The sequence below is a fragment of the Kribbella sp. NPDC049174 genome (genome assembly GCF_043197365.1).
GTDB lineage: Bacteria > Actinomycetota > Actinomycetes > Propionibacteriales > Kribbellaceae > Kribbella.
This window is the reverse complement of sequence record NZ_JBICSZ010000002.1, coordinates 491,534-513,035: the sequence shown is the minus strand read 5'-3', so window position 1 is coordinate 513,035 and position 21,502 is coordinate 491,534. Positions and strand designations below refer to the sequence as shown.

Annotated in this window: 19 protein-coding genes; 4 read left to right on the top strand and 15 right to left on the bottom strand. The window is 68.9% G+C overall.

Annotation, left to right across the window (positions count from 1 at the left end; genetic code table 11):
* Positions 1-14 precede the first annotated feature (14 nt).
* The 3 genes from ACGFIF_RS12950 to ACGFIF_RS12940 all read right to left on the bottom strand — a co-directional run bounded on the left by ACGFIF_RS12950 (position 15) and on the right by ACGFIF_RS12940 (position 3,837).
* Positions 15-1,907, bottom strand: coding sequence for a hypothetical protein (locus ACGFIF_RS12950; protein ID WP_393154437.1), 1,893 nt, complete (start codon positions 1,905-1,907; stop codon positions 15-17).
* A gap of 452 nt (positions 1,908-2,359) precedes the next feature.
* Positions 2,360-2,779, bottom strand: a complete 420-nt coding sequence (locus ACGFIF_RS12945) for a DUF2000 family protein (protein WP_393154436.1) — start codon at positions 2,777-2,779, stop codon at positions 2,360-2,362.
* 218 nt (positions 2,780-2,997) lie between these two features.
* Positions 2,998-3,837 carry a M55 family metallopeptidase gene (locus ACGFIF_RS12940; protein WP_393154435.1) on the bottom strand — a complete coding sequence of 280 codons (840 nt, stop codon included), beginning with the start codon at positions 3,835-3,837 and terminating at the stop codon, positions 2,998-3,000.
* Positions 3,838-3,861: 24 nt separating this feature from the next.
* On the opposite strand from ACGFIF_RS12940, the gene ACGFIF_RS12935 reads away from it, so the two are divergent.
* Positions 3,862-4,653: an AraC family transcriptional regulator gene (locus ACGFIF_RS12935; protein WP_393154434.1), complete on the top strand. Its 792-nt coding sequence runs from the start codon at positions 3,862-3,864 to the stop codon at positions 4,651-4,653.
* On the opposite strand, the gene ACGFIF_RS12930 is transcribed toward ACGFIF_RS12935, so the two are convergent.
* The 7 genes from ACGFIF_RS12930 to ACGFIF_RS12900 form a co-directional block, all read right to left on the bottom strand.
* The gene (locus tag ACGFIF_RS12930; RefSeq protein ID WP_393154433.1) at positions 4,643-4,906 is read right to left on the bottom strand and encodes an SCO4848 family membrane protein; all 264 of its coding nucleotides are present in this window, start codon (positions 4,904-4,906) and stop codon (positions 4,643-4,645) included. The two genes, ACGFIF_RS12935 and ACGFIF_RS12930, sit on opposite strands and share 11 nt — an antisense overlap.
* Positions 4,907-5,091: 185 nt before the next feature.
* Entirely contained in the window at positions 5,092-7,848 is a 2,757-nt protein-coding gene (locus ACGFIF_RS12925) for an AAA family ATPase (protein WP_393154432.1), read from the bottom strand.
* Positions 7,849-8,070: 222 nt separating this feature from the next.
* Positions 8,071-8,790, bottom strand: coding sequence for a FadR/GntR family transcriptional regulator (locus tag ACGFIF_RS12920; RefSeq protein WP_393154431.1), 720 nt, complete (start codon positions 8,788-8,790; stop codon positions 8,071-8,073).
* Positions 8,791-8,799: 9 nt separating this feature from the next.
* A complete protein-coding gene (locus ACGFIF_RS12915) occupies positions 8,800-9,579 on the bottom strand; it encodes a 3-oxoacyl-ACP reductase (protein WP_393154430.1) in 780 nt (259 codons plus the stop codon).
* Entirely contained in the window at positions 9,580-10,932 is a 1,353-nt protein-coding gene (locus ACGFIF_RS12910) for an aldehyde dehydrogenase family protein (RefSeq protein ID WP_393154429.1), read from the bottom strand. It lies immediately after the preceding gene.
* Positions 10,929-11,657, bottom strand: coding sequence for a gamma-glutamyl-gamma-aminobutyrate hydrolase family protein (locus tag ACGFIF_RS12905; RefSeq protein ID WP_393154428.1), 729 nt, complete (start codon positions 11,655-11,657; stop codon positions 10,929-10,931). The genes ACGFIF_RS12910 and ACGFIF_RS12905 overlap by 4 nt, the downstream gene beginning before the upstream one ends.
* Positions 11,638-13,002 carry a glutamine synthetase family protein gene (locus ACGFIF_RS12900; protein WP_393154427.1) on the bottom strand — a complete coding sequence of 455 codons (1,365 nt, stop codon included), beginning with the start codon at positions 13,000-13,002 and terminating at the stop codon, positions 11,638-11,640. Before ACGFIF_RS12900 ends, ACGFIF_RS12905 begins: the two co-directional genes overlap by 20 nt.
* 175 nt (positions 13,003-13,177) lie before the next feature.
* Here ACGFIF_RS12900 and eat point away from each other — a divergent pair, with 175 nt between their 5' ends.
* From eat to ACGFIF_RS12885, 3 genes are all read left to right on the top strand, one after another.
* The gene (eat, locus tag ACGFIF_RS12895; RefSeq protein ID WP_393154426.1) at positions 13,178-14,617 is read left to right on the top strand and encodes an ethanolamine permease; all 1,440 of its coding nucleotides are present in this window, start codon (positions 13,178-13,180) and stop codon (positions 14,615-14,617) included.
* A gap of 116 nt (positions 14,618-14,733) precedes the next feature.
* Positions 14,734-15,675: a zinc metalloprotease gene (locus tag ACGFIF_RS12890; RefSeq protein WP_393154425.1), complete on the top strand. Its 942-nt coding sequence runs from the start codon at positions 14,734-14,736 to the stop codon at positions 15,673-15,675.
* A 33-nt stretch (positions 15,676-15,708) separates the two neighbouring features.
* A complete protein-coding gene (locus ACGFIF_RS12885; protein ID WP_393154424.1) occupies positions 15,709-16,836 on the top strand; it encodes a D-alanyl-D-alanine carboxypeptidase family protein in 1,128 nt (375 codons plus the stop codon).
* Here ACGFIF_RS12885 and ACGFIF_RS12880 read toward each other — a convergent pair.
* From ACGFIF_RS12880 to ngcE, 5 genes are all read right to left on the bottom strand, one after another.
* Positions 16,833-17,891 carry a YihY/virulence factor BrkB family protein gene (locus ACGFIF_RS12880; protein WP_393154423.1) on the bottom strand — a complete coding sequence of 353 codons (1,059 nt, stop codon included), beginning with the start codon at positions 17,889-17,891 and terminating at the stop codon, positions 16,833-16,835. The two genes, ACGFIF_RS12885 and ACGFIF_RS12880, sit on opposite strands and share 4 nt — an antisense overlap.
* A gap of 28 nt (positions 17,892-17,919) precedes the next feature.
* A complete protein-coding gene (locus tag ACGFIF_RS12875) occupies positions 17,920-18,432 on the bottom strand; it encodes a 2'-5' RNA ligase family protein (protein ID WP_393154422.1) in 513 nt (170 codons plus the stop codon).
* An 8-nt stretch (positions 18,433-18,440) separates the two neighbouring features.
* Complete coding sequence (trpS, locus tag ACGFIF_RS12870) at positions 18,441-19,502, bottom strand: tryptophan--tRNA ligase (protein ID WP_393154421.1); 1,062 nt, start codon at positions 19,500-19,502, stop codon at positions 18,441-18,443.
* 84 nt (positions 19,503-19,586) lie between these two features.
* Entirely contained in the window at positions 19,587-19,991 is a 405-nt protein-coding gene (locus tag ACGFIF_RS12865) for a hypothetical protein (protein WP_393154420.1), read from the bottom strand.
* A 149-nt stretch (positions 19,992-20,140) separates the two neighbouring features.
* Positions 20,141-21,487, bottom strand: coding sequence for an N-acetylglucosamine/diacetylchitobiose ABC transporter substrate-binding protein (gene ngcE, locus ACGFIF_RS12860; protein WP_393154419.1), 1,347 nt, complete (start codon positions 21,485-21,487; stop codon positions 20,141-20,143).
* Positions 21,488-21,502 lie beyond the last annotated feature (15 nt).

Sequence of the window (21,502 nt, the reverse complement as noted above, 5' to 3'; positions counted from 1 at the left end):
GCGACCCACGTCGTTCATATGTCCGGAAGCGGATTCGGCGCTCGGTGAGTGCCGGTGGGGTCGACGTGGAACATGAAGCCGTTGGGAGTCGTCCACCGGAGGGTCTTGTGGTCGAGGCGGCGCACGTTCCAGCCGCGGCCGTGCGTCTTTACCCGGTGGGGGAAACGCCCCAGCGGTGCAAGGTTGTCGGTACTTGTCTGACCTGGTGGGCCGAGGGGGTCGTAGGGTTGGATGTGGTCCAGATCCATGGCGCGATGCGTTTCGCGGGTGCCGTACGGGAACAGCTCAACCGGATGGAGTAGCTTGACGCGCTCGCGGATCCGGTCGGGAATCTCGTAGGCGTCGACGCTGACCGCATCGTGCAGATCGATGACCGGCTTCACGGTGTACGGGCCATGGCCGACGAGTTCACTCAACTGCGACGCCAACAGTGGACCGACGTCCTCGACACGGAGCACGCCGGTGCCGGTGGCGAGGGTGTGGTCGGTGAGGTGGACGTAGATCTCGGTCTGCCCGGGCCGCAGCTGTCGCCCTGTCCGCGGTTTGGTGTGCGCGTCGTGCCTGATCTGGGCGAGCCGGGCGTCCAGAACATGTCGCGCCGCGGCATCCACCGTCGCGGCGTCCGCAGCCGTAGCCTTTGCGTCCGCAGCCGCGGCATTCACAGTCGCGGTGTGGAGGGTGTCGCTGTCGTCGCGGTCGAGTCGCAGGCTGGGGTCGAACGGCTCGATCACCTCTTCGTACGGGGTGTCGAGTGGGCCGGGGACGTCGCCGTGGCTGGGGTGGGGCGCGTCGCGGTCGGCTTCGTCGTCTAGGCCGGGCTCAGGCCAGTCATCCAGGAGACTCTGGTCACTCGGGTAGGGACCGTGGCCCTCGTCTGCTGTTGTGCGTCGGCCGCTCGCTGCACCGCGCACCGGGTTGCCTGTTGACGTCCCTCCCCGACCAGGGACTGGCGGGCCGCCGCGGTCGGCAGCCTTGGCGGTGCTGTGGTCATTGGTCACGCCGGCGCCTGGGGTCATGTCCTGGCCGGTGGCTACGGCGGGTGCTCGCGCGGCGCCGGCATCGGTGGCCGCCTCGGCCGTTGGGCTGTCGTTGTCGGTGGGCGCGGGCGGTCCGGGTGGGGCGTTGCGGAGGTATTCGTGGGCCTGGTGGAGGAGTTCTTCGGTGTAGCGGGGGTCGGCGATGATGCCAACCGCGTCCGCGCGACGGCTCTGCAGGGAGGCGGTGTCGCCGAGGATCTTCAGCGCTTCGGCGATGCTGCCGATGCGGGCGTTGAACCGGATCGCGCGACCCGATCCGGTGCGGATGAAGATCTTCTTGGTGCCGTGCTCGTCGCAGCGGCCGAGGTAGACGCCGCGTTCGCGGTTCTTCGCCTCGGCCTTGGCCCGGGCATTCTCGGGGTCGGCGTGTTTCTTGGCGGCTTCGACGATCTTGTCCAGCCGGATCGGGGTGAGCAAGTCGACGACGCGCGCGACCCGCTGGTCGACGGCCCGGGTGGCGTCTTCGGGCAGGTCGAGGCAGGCGGTGGCGATCTTGCGGGCCTTCCACGGGGTCGCCTCGCCGGCCTGCACGCGGGCCCAGGTGAGCGGGAGGCGGTGGCGCAGGGCGAGGGCTTGGCCGATGTAGTCCGCGGCCACTCCGGGCGACATGCCGACCATCACCCCGAACTCGGCCGGGGCGAATTCGGCGATCGCGGGGCAGCCGTCGCCGCCCAGAACCACGGCGCGTTCACGGCCGTCGCTGGAGCGGCGGCCGGGGCGGGTGGGACTGGTGTCGGGGTGGTGGTGGTCGGCAAAGATCTGGGCGTGTTCGAGCAGACGCGCGTCGAGGCGGTTGACCTCGGCACGGTGCGCGGCGGCCGACTCCAGCAGGTCGGCCATCGACAGCACGGTCAGATCATTCTCGAACATGTGTTCGATCTTACGCGATGGCTGATAGCTGGGCAAACTCGTGAATGCTCAGAATCCCTTATCCACAAGGGGAAACGTCACACTTCCCCAGCACCTCTCGTGCTGTATCAGCAGTAAAGCCGCCACACCGCTCCGTCTTGGGGTAGTGCGTGAAGGCGTCATGTGCCCAGTGCTGGTAGTCATGAGTGGCTCCGGGAGAATCTTGAACCGCCGTGCCGATCGGCTGCGTCCCACGGGGTCGAACAGCTTGTCGCACCAACCTCGCAACAACGGACACCGATCAGGCTCACGGCAAGCCAGCTTGCCGAGCTGGGCAGCTCGGTCGCTGTGCCGTAGACACCGCGAGCCTCGAACGCACATGCTTCGCTCGAGGCCGCCCGTCTTGCCCCATTCAAAGGGTGCTGCAACCGATCGCCTTCCACGTGTCGACAGTGCGCGAGCGTCCGCCATCGCTAGTGGTGCATCCGAGCACCCTTGAGCACCTTGTCCACAGCATTCTTCGGCCCGTACACAGCGATCCCGACCAGGTCGAGCTCCTCGGTCCGAACCGCCTTCACCGCCGCCCGATTGTCCCGGTCATTGCCGGTAGCAAACAACTCCTGCGTGAACACCGAATGCTCGATCTCCCGCCTCAACGCCCGCTCATGCGCCGCGGCCATCAGCTCCTTGGACCCCTCAAACACCAACACCGGCTGCCGGAACATCGGCAGATACGTCTGCCCGTCCGCGTCCTCATACGCCTCCCCCACCACCTCCGGATGGGTCCCAGCAATCCCACTCACCAAGAACGCTGTCACATTCAACCGCTGCCAAACCGCCAGATCATCGCGCAACAGCACAGCAATCTTCGTCTCGAACCTGACCGGCTCCATCTCACTATCCACACCCCAAGCGTCCCGCCGGCTCCGCCGCACCGTCTTGTACGTTCTTGACCTCTAGGCGCACGTGGATCTCTCGCGTTGAGTTGCTCGCCCACCACCTCCGGCCGTGACCCCACCTAGCAACCCGCCGAAGGCGGCCAGAAGAACAGCCGGCACCGAAGGCGGTGTCCGTTGGCGATGTCCTTTGGCGGTGTCCCGTCGGCGGTTCTTCAGCAGTACGGGGGGTTGGTGGTTACGGCTGTGGCTACTCGGAGGAAGAGGTTGAAGAGGCGGTAGAGGTGGAGCATGTCGGCCTCGACGGTGACGGTACGGTCGTCGCGGCGGGTGACGCCGGGGATGGCGGTGAGGTGGGAGGTTACTGAGGCGGATTGCCAGCGGACGGTGAGGCGACGGATGGTGGCAGGGTCGGCGGGGTCCGCGGTGGTGGCGGGGAGGTTCTGGAGGGCTTTGCGGGTTGTGGTTTCTATGGCTGCCTGGGCTTCGGCTACCGGGACCAACTGGGCGGCGAAGCGGTCTTTGGCGTATTTGACCGGGACGGTGGCGACCGTGGGGTCCCAGGCGGTCATTTCGGCGCAGGCGGTGTCGTCGCCGGTCAGCATGGCGACGGGTACGCCGTACGCCGCAGCGGCGGCGTGGAGGAGGCCGATCTCGCCGGTGACCTGGTCGTCGAGCCAGATGTCTTCGATCTCGTGGCCCATGAAGCTGTGGCTGAGGACGCCGAGCACGCCGGCGCGGGCGTGGAAGCCGAGGCAGAGGGCGGCGTCGTACTCGCTCGTCAGGCCTTCCATCATGCCCATCGGCTTCGGGCGGCCCTTGATCAGCGTGGCGCGGGGGTCGAGCAGGTCGGGCAGCAGGTTGCGCATGGGGCCGTGGGCGTCGTTGACGAGCACGGCGGTGGCGCCCGCGTCGTACGCACCCCGGACGGCCGCGTTGGTGTCCTCCGTCATCAGCACCCGGCCACGCTCGTAGTCCCGGCCCGGCGGCTGGACGTCCTCCGCGTCGACCAGTCCGGTGATGCCCTCCATGTCCACGCTCACGTATACCTTCACGGCAGGCAGCGTATGTTCTTTACCGTGAGCGGTGGCGCCGAGGTCAGGGCGTGGCGGCCCGCGCTGAGCGGCGTCGTCGAGGTCCTGCACGCCCACTTCCCGTCCCACGCGTACCCGAGCCACACGCACGACGCCTGGACCGTGCTGATCGTCGACGAGGGCGCGGTGCGGTACGACCTGGACCACCGCGAGCACGGGCTGGCGCAGGCGCAGGTCTCGCTGCTACCGCCGAACGTGCCGCATGACGGGCGATCGGTCCGGCCGGAGGGGTTCCGCAAGCGGGTGCTGTACCTGGAACCCGATCGGCTCGGCGACAACGTGATCGGGGCGGCTGTCGACCAGCCCGAGTACGTCGATCCGGTCCTGCGGCACCGCATTCACCAGCTGCACGGCGTACTGCTCGACGGCAAGGAAGACCTCGAGGCGCAGAGCCGGCTCACGCTGATCGAGGAGCGGCTGCGGCAACACCTGCGCCGGAACGTCACCGATCCACCCGATCGCCGCGATCCCGGGGTGGCTTCGCGATTGCGCGAGGTCCTGGATGAGGTAGTGCCACAAGGGATCACGCTGGACGAGGCGGCGAAACTCGTCCATGCGCATCCGGCGCATCTGGTCCGGGCGTTCAGCCGGGAGTTCGGGATGCCGCCACACCGGTACCTGACCGGACGGCGGGTCGACCTGGCACGCCGGTTCCTGCTCGACGGGCACCCACCCGCCGAGGTGGCGACGCTGGCCGGCTTCTACGACCAGTCACACCTGAACCGGCACTTCCGGAAGATGCTCGGGGTGACTCCGGCGAGCTTCGTCAGGCGTTGACCTTCCCGGCCGAACCTGAATCCGAATCCGAAGCCGAAGCCGAGGCCCGCGCGGCCTTCAAGGCGCGGACACCCCACGTGCCGAGCAAACCGGCGATCAGCAGATTGACCACGATCAGGACGGTGTGAGCGACGTAGTACCCGGTCGGCCGTCCTTCGGTGGCGGCCAGGTTTTTGATGAACGTCACGTAGGTGACGACGTTCCAGATCGCGATCCCGAGCAGGACCAGTGCGTGCTTGCGTTCGAGTTTCACCTGGTCATTGTCCCAAGAGGAAGAAACGGGGCGGCCGCGCCTCACTCGGCCGCCCCGGATGCGAGGGGCGAGCTCACTCGAACGACACTTGTCGATCACGCACCGGACAGCAAGACATCCAAGCTACTGACGGGTCACCTCAAGGGTTTCCCTGCAGACCCATACGACCTTCAACTGAAACTCGGTCAGCTGTGCGGACGGTCGACCATCCGGAGCAGTTGGGTGCGATTGGCCACACCGAAGCGACGGTAGAGGCGGGTCAGCTGGGATTCGACCGCCTTGACGCTGAGATAGAGGGCGGCCGCGATCTCGCGGTTGGTGGAGCCGTCGCGAACCATGGCGACGATCTGCTGCTCGTTGTCGGTCAGCTCGGACGGCTGGCGGCTGCGGCTCGGGACGTCGAGCCGGGCGAGCTCGGTCTCGGCCACCTCGCGCCAGGCCGGGGCGCCGTACGCCTCGAACTGCTCGATCGCGTCCAGGAAGGCCGTCCGTGCGACCGACCGGCGGCGGGCCTGGCGGGCTACCCGGCCGCGGGTGAGCTCGCACCGGGCCAGGTCCAGCGGGTAGACGCGGTCCCCCGCCGTACTGATCGTCTTCTCCAGCAACTCGAGCGCGGCAGCCGGATCACCTTGCTTGGCGATCAGCAGGGCCTCAGAACGCGCCAGACCGACCCGCACGACCGCACGGTCCAGGGTCTCGGCGCGGGTCCGGATGTCGGCGATCAGCGTCGCCGCGTCCTCCAGCCGCCCGGCCGCGACCAGCGCCTCCGCGTAGTCCGCGTGCCACGGGATGACGGCCGGGTCGAACGGCATCGCCGCCTCGCCCGAGTCCGCGATCGCGTCGAACGCCTCGACCGCACGCTGCGGATCTCCGGTCAGTACGCCGATCAGGCCCAGACTCGCCAACGCCGGCCCGGTCCACTCGTCGTTGCCGACCAGCCGGACACCCTCCAGCGCCGCCTCGGCCAGTTGCCGTCCCATCACTGCCGAGCCGCCGACCCACTCCGCGCGGCTGGCGATGATCATGCCGACCTCGGCCTCTTCGCCGATGTCCTGCATCAGCTGGTAGCACTCGTGGCCCGCGGCGAGCGCGTCCGCGCCACGACCGCTGCGCTCGTAGATCGCGGTCGCGGAGATGAGTACGGACGCCAGCCAGCGCATCGCACCGCCGTCGCGGACCTCGTCGACCAGGGCGCTGATCGCCTTGATCGCCTCTCCGGTCCGGCCGCGGAACAGCTCCCGCATCGCCGCCATCTGCCGCGCGTTGACCACGGTCTTGGTGAGCGGGAGGTCGTGCGACAGGTCAGCCGCCTCCTGCAGCAGCGCGTCCGCGGTCTGCTCGGCGTCCCGGGCGATCTGCACCGAGCTCGCCGCACTCAGCGCATCCACGATCGCCTCGGTGTCACCGGACTCCCGCGCCAGCGCCTCGGCGACCCGGGCGTCCTCCTGCGCCTCGTCCAGCCGACGGTCGAAGTACTCGCTGTGGCTGCGCATGATCCGCACCCGCGCCTCGAGCCGCTTGTCCCCGACCGCTGCCTCGAACGCCTCGGCCAGCAACTCGACCCGACGGTCGCGGTCCGGCCAGGCGGCGTCGACCAGCAGCAACAGCGCGGGAACCTTGGTCTCCGACTTCGTTGCCGCCTGGATGGCGAGATGCGCCATCTCGGCCGATTCCGCGAGGTGGCCGGCGGCTGCGGCATCGTCAGCGGCCCGGGTGAGGCGCCGGGCGCGCTCGTCCGGCAGGCTGATCGGCGTACGCTCGGCCGCCAATCGCCAGAGCGTCGCGGCGGCTCCGGGTGCGCCACGGCCGGCCGCGACCGCGGCGGCCTCCTCGATCGTGACGGCCAGCTCCGGGTTGGCCTCCTGGGTGGCGAGCGCCCGGTGAGTCGCGTTCTCGACCGGTTCGTCCACCACGGCGGCCAGCTGGGCGTGAGCCCGTCGACGGGCGGCTGACGTCGCCTCGGCGTACACGAACTCCCGCAGCAACGGGTGCGTGAACCGCAGCCGCTCGGACGACACGTCGATCAGCCCGAGCGCCTCCGCCTCGGCCAGCCCGGTGTCGATCGGCCGCTCGAGGGACTGGGCGAGCTGAGTCGTGGTCGGGCGCGGTGACGAGGCCGCGTGCAGCAGGAGCTCGTGCGTCCCGGCCGAGAGGTCGGAGAGGCGGTCACCGAGCAGGGTCTTGAGCCGATTGGACACCGGGAGCGGGTCGTTGGGCGAGACGCCTTGCGGGTGCCGCAGTACGGCTCGGCCGAGCTCCAGCGCCATGAACGGGTTGCCGGCGCTTGCGGTGAAGATGCGGCGAGCTGTGCGCACCGGGAGCGGGCTGGAGAGGCGCTGACGCAGCAGACCGAGTACGTCGGGCTCCGTGAGCGGCGGGACCTCCAACTGCAGCACCGGCTCCGGGCACGCCTCCGCCATCACCGGGAGGTCACCATCGGCCACCTGCTCAGTTGCGAGCATGTGTACGCCGTCGGACAGCCTGCGCGCGCAGAACGTGAGTACTTCGAGGCTGGACGGGTCCACCCACTGGATGTCGTCCACCACGAGCAAGACCGGGCCAGTAGCGGCCAGGCGGCGCAGCACGTGCAGTACGGCGAGACGTACGGCCAGCTCGTCACGGACAGTGTCGGGCGCGCTGGCCTTGAGCAGCGCGACCTCGAGCGGCTGGCGGAGGTGATCGGGCAGGACCTGCCAAGCGAGCTCGAGCTGGTGGGAGAGGAGATCGAGGAGGGTGACGTACGGGAGACTGGCTTCGGACTGTGACGGGGCGGCGCTGAGGACCCGGCAGCCGGCTCTGGTGCGATCCGCGACGAGCGCGCGGCCGAGCGCGGACTTGCCGATCCCGGTCGGGCCGTAGAGCAGCACACTGCCGCTGGTCTCGAGCTGCTTCCGCGCACGCTCGACCAGCCCGGTGCGCCCGACCAGCTCGTCGTCAGTCATCGATCCACAAACTCCTCGAAGGCCGCTCGCCCTGTTTGTTGGCCCTCGCCGATTATCACAGTCAACGACCATCCGACACGGCGAGTGTCACATGAGGAAACCGTCTCGTCACCATCCTGTCACCGGTTGCTGCCCAGTTATGAGCAGTCCGAACGGCACTGTTGTGCCCCGGCACGGATTGCCCACCCTGGCTGTCGGTGAAAAAACCTTGTAGTTGAAAGATCAGCTGAGGAAAGCGCGGAGCAGGGCCGCGGTCCCGGAGAGGTGTTCCTGCATGGCCCGGCGGGCCGCCTCGGGGTCGCCGGCCAGGATGGCCTCGACGATCGCCTCGTGCTGTTCGTTCGAGTGCCGGATGTTGCGTTCCAGCAGCGGAATCGCATCCAGCAGCTCGTTCAGCCGCATCCGGACGTCGGCCGTCGCCGACGTCAGCGACGGGGCGCCGGTGACCTCGGCGATGGCCAGGTGCAGGCGCGAGTCGAAGCGACGGTAGTCGGACAGCTTCGCCGCCGCGGTCTCCGCCAGACAGCGCCGCAGATGTGCCTGCTCGGCCTCACTCAGCGATCGCGAGGCGGCCGCCTCCGCAGCCCCGGTCTCCAGAGCGGCACGCAGTACCAATGCATCGTCCAGCCCGTTGCCCAGCTCACGGGCCAACCGCTTGGCCGGGGTACGGCGTGGCTTCGGCAGCTGCTCGTTGACGAACGTGCCGCCGTACCGCCCGCGGCGGGACTCGACGTATCCGGCCTCGGTCAGGGCGTGGATCGCCTCACGCAGGGTGACCCGGCTGACGTTCAGCCGGGCCGCCAGGTCGCGTTCGGACGGCAGCCGGTCCCCCGGTACGACGACGCCCAGCTTGATTGCCTGCAGCAACCGCTCGACCGTCTCCTCGAACGGGTTGCCGGTCCGGACCGGCCGGAACAACGCGTCGTCTGCCTGGGCCACCATGAGCACAGACTAGAGCGGAGTCACATAGGCGCCCGAGATGCCGCCGTCCACCAGGAAGGTGTTGGCGGTGATGAAGGAGGAGTCGTCGCTGGCCAGGAAGGCGACCGCGGCCGCGATCTCCTCCGGCTCGCCGAACCGGCCCATCGGGACGTGCACCAGCCGCCGCTGGGCCCGCTCCGGGTCCTTCGCGAACAGCTCGGTCAGCAGCGGCGTGTTCACCGGACCCGGGCAGAGCGCGTTGACCCGGATCCCCTGCCGGGCGAACTCGACGCCGAGCTCGCGGCTCATCGCCAGCACGCCGCCCTTCGACGCGGAGTACGAGATCTGTGAGGTGGCCGCGCCCATCACCGCGACGAACGACGCGGTGTTGATGATGGAGCCCTTGCCCTGCCGCTGCATGTACGGGATGACGGCCTTGCAGCACAGGTACACCGAGGTCAGGTTGACCTCCTGCACCTTGCGCCACGCCTCCAGCCCGGTGTCCAGGATCGAGTTGTCGTCAGGCGGTGAGATGCCGGCGTTGTTGAACGCGATGTCCACGCTGCCGAACGTGTCGAACGCCTGCCGGAACAGGTTCTCCACACCGGCCTCGTCGGTCACGTCGACCGCGACGAACAGCCCGCCGACCTCGTCCGCGGCGGCCTTCCCGGCGGCCGGGTCGAGATCGCCGATGACGACCTTGGCTCCTTCGGCCGCGAGTCGCCGTACCGCGGCCAGACCGATCCCGCTCGCTCCGCCGGTCACCACCGCGACCCGGCCCTCGAGGCGGGTCGCCTTGACGTCAGTCATTCAGTCCTCCGTGCTGATGAAGATGTTCTTGGTCTCGGTGAACGCGTCCAGCGCGTCCGGGCCGAGCTCGCGGCCGAGCCCGGACTGCTTGTAACCGCCGAACGGTGTCGAGTACCGCACGGACGAGTTCGAGTTGACCGACAGGTTGCCCGCCTCGACACCGCGACCGACCCGCAGCGCGCGGCCGACGTCCCGGGTCCAGATCGACCCGGACAGCCCGTACTCGCTGTCGTTGGCGAGCCGCAGCGCATCCGCCTCGTCCTCGAACGGGACGACCGCGACGACCGGCCCGAAGATCTCCTCACGCACCGCCCGCGCGTCGGCCGCGACCGGCGCCAGCACGGTCGGCGGGAACCAGAAACCCGGCCCTTCAGGCGCCGTCCCCTGGAACGCCGGGGTCTCGACGTACGACGCCACGCGCTCCAGCTGACCCGCCGAGATCAGCGGCCCCATGTCCGAGGAAGGATCACTCGGGTCTCCGACGCGGAAAGACTTCACCGCAGGCTCGAGCAACTCCATGAACCGGTCGTACGCCGACCGCTCGACCAGGATCCGCGACCGCGCGCAGCAGTCCTGCCCGGCGTTGTCGAACACGCCGTACGGCGCCTGGGCCGCGGCCTTCTCCAGATCCGCGTCGGCGAACACGATGTTGGCCGACTTCCCGCCCAGCTCGAGCGTCACCCGCTTCACCTGCTCGGCGCACCCGGCCATGATCTGCTTGCCGACCGCGGTGGACCCGGTGAAGACCACCTTGCGGACGGCGGGGTGCGTGACGAACCGCTGCCCGACAACGGACCCCTTGCCGGCAACGACCTCGAACACTCCCGGCGGCAGCCCGGCCTCCAGCGCCAGCTCGCCGAGCCTCAGCGCGGTCAGCGGCGTCAGCTCGGCCGGCTTCAGTACGACGGTGTTGCCCGCGGCCAGCGCGGGAGCGAAACCCCAGCCGGCGATCGGCATCGGGAAGTTCCACGGCACGATCACACCGACCACGCCGAGCGGTTCCTGGACGGTCACATCGATGCCGCCGGCAACGGGAATCTGCTTGCCGAACAGGCGTTCCGGCGCGGCCGAGTAGTAGGTCAGCACATCGCGGACGTTGCCGGCCTCCCAGCGGGCGTTGCCGATCGTGTGACCGGCGTTCTCGACCTCCAGCGCCGCGAGGTTCTCCAGATCGGCGTCGACCGCGTCCGCGAACCGGCGCAACAGCCGACCCCGATCCGCCGGCGTCACGGTCCGCCAGTCCTCGAAAGCCCGTACGGCCCGGGCGATCGCGGCGTCCGCGTCCTGCTCGGTGGCCAGCGAGATCGTCCGGACGACCTTCTCGGTGGCCGGGTTGATCACGTCGTGGGTCATCGTGTCCTTCTCCTGAGAGCGGCTTCGGTCAATGCGGTGAACAGCCGCAGGTCGTCGGGGTTCTCTTCCGGGTGCCACTGCACTCCGATGGCGAAGTCGTGGCCGTCCACCTCGGCCGCCTCCACGGTCCCGTCCCCGGCGCGGGCCGTGACGGCGAGGGTCGGCGCGACCACGTCGAGGGCCTGGTGGTGGTAGCAGCGCACGCTGGTCCGGTCGCCGAACAGCCGCGCGGTGAGTGTGCCCGGCTCGACCTTGACCTCGGTGGTGCCGAAGATCGCGGGCGACGGCCGGTGCCCGTCGTGCGCGACCACGTCGGGCAGATGTTGTTGCAACGTCCCGCCGAGCGTGACGTTGAGCATCTGCAGGCCGCGGCAGATCGCGAGCAGCGGGAGATCCCGGTCCAGCGCCGCCCGGATCAGGATCTTCTCGTGCTCGTCCCGCCCGGACCTGGTGTCGACCGTTTCGGGATGCGGCGCGGCGTCGTACGTGGCCGGATCCACATCGCACCCGCCGGCGATGATCAGGCCATCGAGAAGGTCGAGGACCGTCGGGTCGGTGCCGACCGGAGGCAGCAGCAGCGGCACCCCTCCGGCCGCGACCACCGAGTCGAGATAGACCCGCGGCAGCAGGGAGGCGTCCCGCTCCCAGACACCCCAGATCGTCGGTTCGAGGTACGTCGTGATGCCGATGCGGGGCCGTCGATCGTCAGAGGCGCTCGAAACCACGGACCCGCTCCCAGTCGGTGACGACGGCGTCGTACGCGTCGAGCTCGACCCGCGCGGCGTTGGCGTAGTGGTCGACCATCTCGTCGCCGAACGCCTGGCGGGCGACCTTCGAGCCGGTGAACAGCGCGGCTGCCTCGCGCAACGTGGTCGGCACGTGCTGTTTGTCGGACTCGTACGCGTTGCCCTCGAGCATCGGCTCGAGCTCCAGTTCGTTCTCGATGCCGTAGAGGCCGGAGGCGATGATCGCGGCGACGGCGAGGTAGGGGTTCACGTCGCCGCCGGGCAGGCGGTTCTCGACCCGCAGCGACTCGCCGTGGCCGACGACACGGAGCGAGCAGGTGCGGTTGTCCAACCCCCAGGCGACCGCGGTCGGCGCGAAGCTGCCGCGGACGAAACGCTTGTAGGAGTTGATGTTCGGGGCGAGCAGGTAGGTGAACTCGGGCAAGCAGGCGAGCTGGCCGGCGATGAACTGCTCCATCAGCTCGGAGAACCCGTTGGCGCGATCACCCGCCAGGACGGCGTCTCCGTCGGTGGACCGGAAGCTCAGGTGGATGTGACACGAGTTGCCCTCGCGCTCGTCGTACTTGGCCATGAAGGTCAGGCTCTTGCCGTGCTTCGAGGCGATCTCCTTCGCACCCGTCTTGTAGATCGAGTGGTTGTCGCAGGTGGCGAGAGCCTCGTCGTACCGGAACGCGATCTCGTGCTGGCCGAGGTTGCACTCGCCTTTGGCCGACTCGACGTACAGGCCGGCGCCGGTCATCGAGTTGCGGATGTCGCGCAGCAGCGGCTCGAGACGCGAGGTGCCGAGGAGGGAGTAGTCGACGTTGTACTGATTGCCCGGGGTCAGGTCGCGGTACCGCTTGTCCCAGGCGGACTCGAAGGTGTCGTCGAAGACGATGAACTCCAGCTCGGTGCCGACGTACGCCTTCAGGCCGCGCTCGGCCAGCCGCTCGAGTTGCGCCTTCAGGATCTGCCGCGGTGACGCGGGCATCGGGCTGCCGTCGAGCCACTGCACGTCGCAGAGCACCATCGCGGTCCCCTCGAGCCAGGGAACCAGCCGCAGGGTGTCGAGATCCGGCGCCATCAGCAGGTCGCCGTACCCACGCGCCCAGGACGACATGTCGTAGCCGTCGACGGTGTTCATGTCGACGTCGACCGCGAGCAGGTAGTTGCAGCCCTCGGTGCCGTGCGCAAGCACCTCCTCCAGGAAGTACCGGGCGCCGCAGCGCTTGCCCTGCAGCCGGCCCTGCATGTCGGTGATCGCGACCAGCACGGTGTCGATCCGCCCGGCCTCGACCAGATCTCGGAGTGCCTGCTCGGTCAGCTTGCCGGTGTTCGAGTCCACGGTCGCTCCCGGGAGGTCTATTGGTCTGTCGTCAGTCCATTGACCCAAGCCCCGGGCCGGATGTCAATCCGCGGCCACTCCTGACAATTGGCCAGAGGCCTTGACAGCGGGTCCCGGCACGAGGAACCTCATGGCCATTCCTAGTGGTATGGCGGCAGACCATTGGAGGGCCTCGATGAGCCGGAAGAAGACCCACGTCGACTACCAGCAGGTCGGCAAGGAGTACCTGGAGAACCGGCAACTCAAGCGGGGCGCGGCCGGCTGGATCCTGCTCGCCGGACTGGGTGTCGCCTACGTCATCTCCGGTGACTTCGCCGGCTGGAACTTCGGCTTGGCCGAGGGCGGCTGGGGCGGCCTGCTGATCGCGACCATCCTGATGGCGACGATGTACACCTGCATGGTGTTCGGCCTGGCCGAGCTCGCCTCCGCGATCCCGGTCGCCGGCGCCGGGTACGGGTTCGCCCGCCGGGCCCTCGGCCCGCTCGGCGGTTTTGCCACCGGGACGGCGATCCTGATCGAGTACGCCATCGCACCCGCCGCGATCGCCACCTTCATCGGCGGCTACATCGAGGCCCTCGGGTTGTTCGGGCTGACCTCCAGCTGGCCGGTCTACCTGGCCTGCTACGTGATCTTCGTCGGCATCCACCTGTACGGCGTGGGCGAGGCGCTCCGGCTGACCCTCGGGATCACCGCGCTGGCCGTGGTCGCGCTGGTCGTGTTCGTGATCGCGATGGTGCCGAAGTTCGACGCCGACAAACTGTTCGACATCGTGCCGAACACCGCGGCCGGCGCCAGCGACTTCATCCCGTTCGGGTACGCCGGGGTGCTGGCGGCCCTCGTCTACGGGATCTGGTTCTTCCTGGCGATCGAGGGTGTGCCGCTGGCCGCCGAGGAGGCCCGGGACCCGCGCAAGGACATGCCCCGCGGCATCATCACCGGCATGGTCGTGCTGCTGGTCTTCGCCGGCCTGATGCTGGTGTTCACCGCCGGTGGCGCCGGGTCCTCGGTGATCGCCGAGTCCGACAACCCGCTCCCGCTGGCGCTCCGGACCGCGTTCGGCGGCGACACGTGGGTCGCCGACTTCGTCAACTACGTCGGCCTCGCCGGACTGGTCGCGAGCTTCTTCTCGATCGTCTACGCGTACTCGCGGCAGTTGTTCGCGCTGTCCCGGGCGGGCTACCTGCCCCGCTTCTTGTCCGTGACCGGCAAGCGCAAGACGCCGTACCTGGCGCTGACGGTCCCCGGCGTGATCGGCTTCCTGCTCGCGGCGATCACCCAGGACGGCGCCCTGCTGATCAACATCGCCGTCTTCGGCGCGACCGTCTCGTACGTGCTGATGATGCTCTCGCACATCGTTCTCCGGGTCCGCGAACCGGGCCTGGACCGGCCGTACCGGACCCCCGGCGGCAGCGTGACCACCGGCGTCGCCCTGGTCCTGGCGGTGATGGCAGTGGTGGCGACCTTCTTCGTCGACAAACTGGCCGCCGCGATCACCGCCGCGATCTTCGTGGTCGCGATCGCCTACTTCTGGTTCTACAGCCGCCACCACCTGGTCGCCGCCGCGCCCGAGGAGGAGTTCGCCGCCATCCAGCAGGCCGAGGAGGAGCTGTCCTGACCACCGAGTGCCTTGGCACTCAACTGTCAGTGGATGGGTTTGCACTCTGCGCAATCGCGCGGAAAATCGGGTGATTCGGCCGCACCGCCCAAGCGGCCCGACCCGGAGGACGCATCATGCGATCTTTCATCACCCGTCCCCGCGCCCTGGCCGTTCTGCTGGCCGGTACGGCGCTCGCCTTCAGCCCACTCGGTGGACAGGCGACAGCGCAACTGCCCGTCGACCAGGTGGGAGGACCGTGTCTGACACCTGCCGAGGGACCCGCCGCGCGCGGTGGCCACGGCGCCGACCACCGCGAACTGTCGGCGGCCGAGCAGAAGGCGATCGACGCGAAGACGGCGCAGATCCTGAAGGCGAAGGCCGCCCGCGGCCTGACCCCGCAGGCCGGCCAGTTGGCGGCCGCGAGTGTGCCGGTCTACATCCACGTGATGCGCAGCAGCTCCGGCGCCGGCGACGTGACCAACTCCCAGATCACGCAGCAGATCGCCGAGCTGAACCAGAACTTCGCCGGCGGTGAGTCGTCCCAGGCGGCGAACACCGGCTTCAGCTTCTACCTGGCCGGCACCTACCGCTACAACAACAGCACCTGGCACCGCGACGGTCAGAGCACGACGTACCGCGCGCAGACCCGCAAGGGCGGCAAGAACGCGCTCAACATCTGGCTGGTCAACTTCTCCTACCTCGGGATCGCCACGTTCCCGTGGGACTACGCCAGCAACCCGTCGATCGACGGCATCCGGGTGCAGTACAGCTCACTGCCGGGCGGTTCGGCGACCAACTTCAACCTCGGCAAGACGGCCACCCACGAGGCCGGCCACTGGTTCGGGCTCTACCACACGTTCCAGGGTGGCTGCACGAGCACGAACGACTCCGTGTCGGACACCCCGGCCCAAGGTAGTGCCAGCAGCGGCTGCCCGACCGGCCGCGACTCCTGCTCGCTGCCCGGTCTGGACCCGATCCACAACTACATGGACTACTCGTACGACTCCTGCTACAACCAGTTCACTCCCGGTCAGAGCACCCGCATCAGCAACATGTGGACTGCGTACCGGGCGTGACGTCGACACCCCGGGCCGTCTAGAGTGCCGCCGATGCGTGTGCTTCTGACGGCAGCCGCTACCGCCGCACTGGTGGTCAGCGGTCCGCTGACAGCAACCGCCGCCGGCCAGGGCCCACAAGGCCCGGTCGGCGGCGACCTGCTGACCACGAAGCCGACGGTGGTCGCCGACGGGGCGACACCGCCGGCCGTCCAGGCATCGGCCTACGTCGTGGCCGACATCGACACCGGCGAAGTACTGGCGGCCAAGGCCCCACATGCCAAGTTGCGGCCCGCGAGCACGCTCAAGACCCTCACCGCCCTGGTCCTGCTGCCGCGGCTCAAGAAGTCGGACGTGGTGACCGGCACCGACGCGGACGCGGGGATCGAGGGCAGCAAGGTCGGTGTGTACCCCGGCCTGCGCTACTCCGTCGACCTGCTGTTCGAGGGCATGTTCCTGGCGTCCGGCAACGACGCGGTGCACGCACTGTGTGCCCACGACCAGGGCGGCGTCAAAGGCACGATCCAGCGGATGAACCAGAAGGCCAAGGAGATCGGTGCGCTCGACACCACCGTGACCGACCCGACCGGGCTCGACGCCGACGGGCAGTACTCCAGCGCCTACGACCTGGCCCTGTTCGCCAAGGCGGGCCTGGCCCGGCCCGACTTCGCCGAGTACGCGTCGACGAAGTACACGGCCTTCCCGAACGTCGGCAACAAGGGCACCTACCAGGTCGCGAACCAGAACAAGCTGCTGTTCAACTACGACGGCGCGCTGGGCGTGAAGACCGGCTACACGACGCTCGCCCGCAACACGTTCGTCGGCGCGGCCCGCCGCAACGGCCACACGCTGGTGGTGACGCTGATGAACGCACCCCACGGCATCACCGAGGACGCCACCAACCTGCTCAGCTGGACGTTCAAGAACTACGACCAGCTCAACCCGGTCGGCACCCTGGTCAAGCCCGCCGCTCCACCACCGAAAACAGCCGCCGGTCCCGCCGAGAAGAAGACAGACTCCGGTACGGCGCAACCGCCGCGCAGCCGCACAGTCCTCAACCCGGGGCAAGCCGTCCAGTCACTGGCATTGCGGATCCCGGCCTGGGCGTACGCCGGACCGCCGGTGCTACTCCTCGGACTGTTTCTCCGCAGGCCTCGTGCACTCAGGAGACGAAGGCACTAGCGCCGGACGGCGCGAGCGGCCTTGGCCAGCTGGATGGCCAGGGCGCTGGCTGTGACACCGAGCAAGGCGCCCGCGGCCACAGCAACGCTGTCTGCCTTCTTCTGCGGCACCGGCACGACCTTGAAGCGCTTGCCGGGCGGCCCAGGCAGGAGCGGCTCCTCAACAGGTTCGGGTGGTGGCGGTACCGCTGCCACTTCCTCGGTTGCCCGGGCGTCGAGGGTCGCCTCTTTGGTCCAGGCGGCGATGTACATGATCGCCCGGGTGATCAGGTAGATCCACACCAGCAGCGCCAGCGGCAACGCCAGAGCGCCGTACGCGGCGTTGTTGCCGATGACGTAGGTGACGTAGACGTTGCCGAGCTTCTGCATCAGGAAGAACAGGACGCCGCCGGCGAGTGTCGCGATCAGCGCGACCTTGAACGGCAGGACGATCCGCGGCAAGGCCGTCTGCATGTAGAGCAGCAGGATGGCGCCTGCTCCGACGCCGAATGCGACGCTGATCACGTCGAGTCCCCAGCTCGCCAGCCAGGTGCCCTCCAGATCGGCCCACTCGACGATGCGCGCCGACAGCGCGGTCAGCACGGACGAGGCGGCGGTGGCGATCAGGGCGAGCACCCCGAGACCGATGAGCGCCCCGAAGTCCACGAGCTTGCGCTGCACCATGTTGCCGGGCATGTCGTCCAGTTCGTGCATGGACCGGATCGACGCCCGCATCGAGTCGACCCAGCCGAGCCCGGTGAGCAGCAGCGAGACTCCCGCGATCAGCCCGATGGTGCCGGCATTGTCGATCAGCGCGTCGAGGTCGACCCGCTGACCGATCACGGGCAGATTCTGCTCCAGGGCCTCCTTCAGCTTGTCGATCGCGTCCTCGCCCAGCAGCGAACCCACGATCGCCGCGGCCAGCACGATCAGCGGGAACACCGACAGGAACCCGTAGAAGCTCGTTGCCCCCGCCAACCGGTTGCCCCGCCGGTCGCCGTACCGCTGCTGGACCCGCCACACCTGCGTCCGGCTGAACCGGGCCCAGATCGCCTGACCCCGCTGGATGATGCCCATGTGTCGCTGTACCCCCTTGTGCGGAGACTCAGCCTGCCAGCGGGAAGGACCGCTGCGGGCGCCACACGCCGTCGGCGCCGTGTTCGTATCGGCTGAAGGCGTCGACGTCGAACGCGCAGTCGTACTCCGACAGGGCGTCGTACGCGCGGTCCAGCGCCTTCTTGTCCAGGTCGTGCGCCACCGTGACGTGCGGGTGGTACGGGAACCGGAGCTCCACCTGCAACGGGCCGGACCGGACCTGCGACTGCAGCACCTCGCAGGACGAGATGCCCTCGGCCAGCGGGACGAACACCACCGGGGAGATCGGCCGGAACGTCGCCGTCCCGCGGAGCCGGATCCGGAAGCTCGGGAACCGCGCGGCCACCTCGAGCAGGTGGTTGTCGACCAGCCCCAGGTCGGCGTCGGCCACCTCGGTCGGCGGCAGCAGGGTCACGTGGGTGGGGATCGACGAGGCCATCGGATCACCGAAGTCCGCCCGGTACTTCTGCAACTCCGAACCATAGGGCTCCGCGATCGGGATCGCGACACCGATCGTCGCCATCCGGGGCCCTACCGGCCCGATCCGAGGGCCGGCCCGGGCACGAATCCCAGCCGGTCGTAGACCCGCTGCAGGGTCGGCTCGGTCACCGCCCGGGCGCGCTCCGCCCCGGCGGCCAGGATCGCGTCCAGCTGGGCCGTGTCGTCCAGGTAGCCCAGGGTCTTCTCCCGGAACGGCGTGACGAACTCGACCACGACCTCGGCCAGGTCCTTCTTGAAGTCGCCGTACCCGCGACCGGCGTACTCGTCCTCGAGCTCGCTGATCTTGCGGCCGGTCAGGGCCGAGTAGATGGTCAGCAGGTTGGCCACGCCGGCCTTGTTCTCCGGGTCGAAGACGACGTCGCGACCGGAGTCGGTGACCGCGGAGCGGATCTTCTTCGCGCTCACCTTGGGGTCGTCGAGCAGGTCGATGATGCCGGCCGGCGAGGAGCCCGACTTGCTCATCTTCGCGGTCGGGTCCTGCAGGTCCGCGATCTTCGCGGTCTCCTTGACGATGTAGGCCTCGGGCAGCCGGAAGGTCTTGCCGAACCGGTGGTTGAACCGGCCGGCCAGGTCGCGGGTCAGCTCCAGGTGCTGGCGCTGGTCCTCACCCACCGGGACCCGGTCGGCCTGGTAGATCAGGATGTCCGCGGCCTGCAGGATCGGGTAGGTGAACAGGCCGACGGTGGCCCGGTCGGCGCCGCCCTTGGCGGACTTGTCCTTGAACTGCGTCATCCGGCTGGCCTCGCCGAACCCGGTCAGGCAGCCGAGCACCCAGCCCAGCTGGGCGTGCTCGGGCACGTGCGACTGGACGAACAGGGTGGACCGCTCCGGGTCGATCCCGGCCGCGAGCAGTTGCGCCACCGAGCGACGGGTCCGGTCCCGCAGCGCCTTCGGGTCGTACTCCACCGTGATCGCGTGCAGGTCGACCACGCAGTAGAACGCGTCGTGGTCGTCTTGCAGGGCCACCCACTGCCGCAACGCACCGAGGTAGTTGCCGAAGTGGAAGGAGTCCGCCGTCGGCTGGATCCCGGACAGCACCCGAGGGCGCCGCTGGGATCCGGCTGCGGAGGGGTCAGACGCAGCTACAGACATGACCCCGATTCTGCCAGCGCCCCAGGTCCGATCCACACCGGGGCGGTCCCGGCCGCCCAGAACCTCCGACGGCCGTGGCCCAGGTCACCAGGACCAGCCGCGGGAGGCCAGTTCCTGCTCCTCGCGCCAGCGCTTCTCCTCGCCCCGCTGCAGTTCGGCCTCGGTGGCTACGCCGGCCATCCGGCAGGCCTCGTCGAGCAGGTCGTCGTACGCCGCCTCGAGCGCCATCAACCGATGTGCTTTCGCGTAGATCCGCGGCGTGGATTCGACTCGCCGGATCTTCCCGGCGAGATGGCCGAGCCTGGTCTGCAGGCGCAGCGTGTCGAACGGATCCGGCTCGGGCTCGGTCCGCCGGCGCAGCCGTCCGCTGACCCGGTTCGCCGACGACCGCAGGCCCCGGCGCCAGCGCGACGGCGGAGGCTGCGGCAACACGAGGTTGAGCAACGTGCACAAGAAGAAGAAAAGGAGCAGCAGAGCTATCCACTCCATCGATCTCACCACCCTCTTTCGAGGTTACGACGGCTCGCGGCCGACGGCGAGATCTTTTTCGCGATCAGCCTGAGCCGGCGCGATCCCCATGGCGTTACGTCCGAAGAAGTTTGGGTTATAGCCCACTTTTCTTCGGACGCAGGAAAGGGTCAGTCCCGGTGGTACTTGGTGACCGCTTTGTCCTGTTTGAGCTTGTCGGCGGCGGACTGGATTCTGGCGGTCCACTCGGAGAACTGGAGGCCGCCGGCCAGGAACTGACCGGTGGTCTGGGCCGCGGCGGTGGCGAAGTCCGGATACCAGTCGGCGAAGTACCAGGTGATGACGTGGTCACCGGCGGCAGTCAGCAGGTCACGGGCCGAGCGGAGCGCCGTACCGATCTCCAGGCCGTCGGCCGCGCCGCGGACGATGGTGAGCTGGTTGGACTCCTGGGTGACCTGGGTGGCGATGTCCTTGGACAGCATCACCCGGAGGTACTCGAGCCCGCCCGCCTTGTTCTTCGCCTTCTCCGGCACCAGGTACGGCGCAGTGGCCGCGACGTGCAGGCCCCGCGCGAGAGCGGACGACCCGTCGAGCGGTGGGACACCGGACATGGTCAGCGCGAAGTTCGCCGGGATCAGCGGCTTCATCTCGTTCTCGAGCCAGTTGCCGCACGGCAGCAGGCCGGCCTTCGAGGCGAGGAAGCGCTTCTGCGCAGCGATGTGGTCGAAGTCGGTGCTGCCGGGCGCGATCAGTCCGCGCTTGGCGAGTTCGCCGACCGCCGTGATCGCACGGGTGACGCTCTCGTCCTTCCAAGCGCCGTCCTCGAGGTTGTCGATCCGCTTCATCACGTCGTGGCCGCCGGTCTTCGCGGCCAGCGTGAGCACCATCTCCAGCAGGTAGTACGGGTGTGCGCCGGCGTACACGAACGGGCCGAGCCCGGCCGCCTTCATTTCGGTGCCGAGGGCAAGCAGTTCCGGCCAGGTCCGCGGCACGTCCCAGCCGAACCGCTGGAACAGGCCGGCCGAGTACCACAGGCCGTACACGGTCGCGACGTAGTTCACGCTCCGCTGCGACCCTTCGTACCGCCCGGCGTCGAGCATCCCCGGCAGTACGGCGTCCTGCACCGTCGCGTCGGCGTTGTCCCAGGCCGGAGCCTCCAGCAGCGACTGCAGGTCCGCCAACTGGCCCTGCCCGACCAACCGCCCGAGCTCGAGCCGCCCGTCGCCGGAGTTCAGCACCACATCCGGCGGATTCCCCGCCGCGAACCGCGGCAGCACCAAGTCCCGCAGCTTCGCCGAGACGGTCGCGGTCACGTTCACCGCCGGGTACTTCTTCCGGTACGCCGCCGCCCCGAACCCGCCGTACTCCTCACCGGCCAGCACCTCGACCGGCGCGTCCGGGGCCACCGCGAACGGATTCTCCGGGTCCACGGTCGGTTGGCCCGACGGACCCGAAGAACACCCGCTCACGAGGGCGCCCGCGAGCGCCCCCTGCAGCACAGTCCGACGTTTCAGCACCCCGGCAGGTTAGCG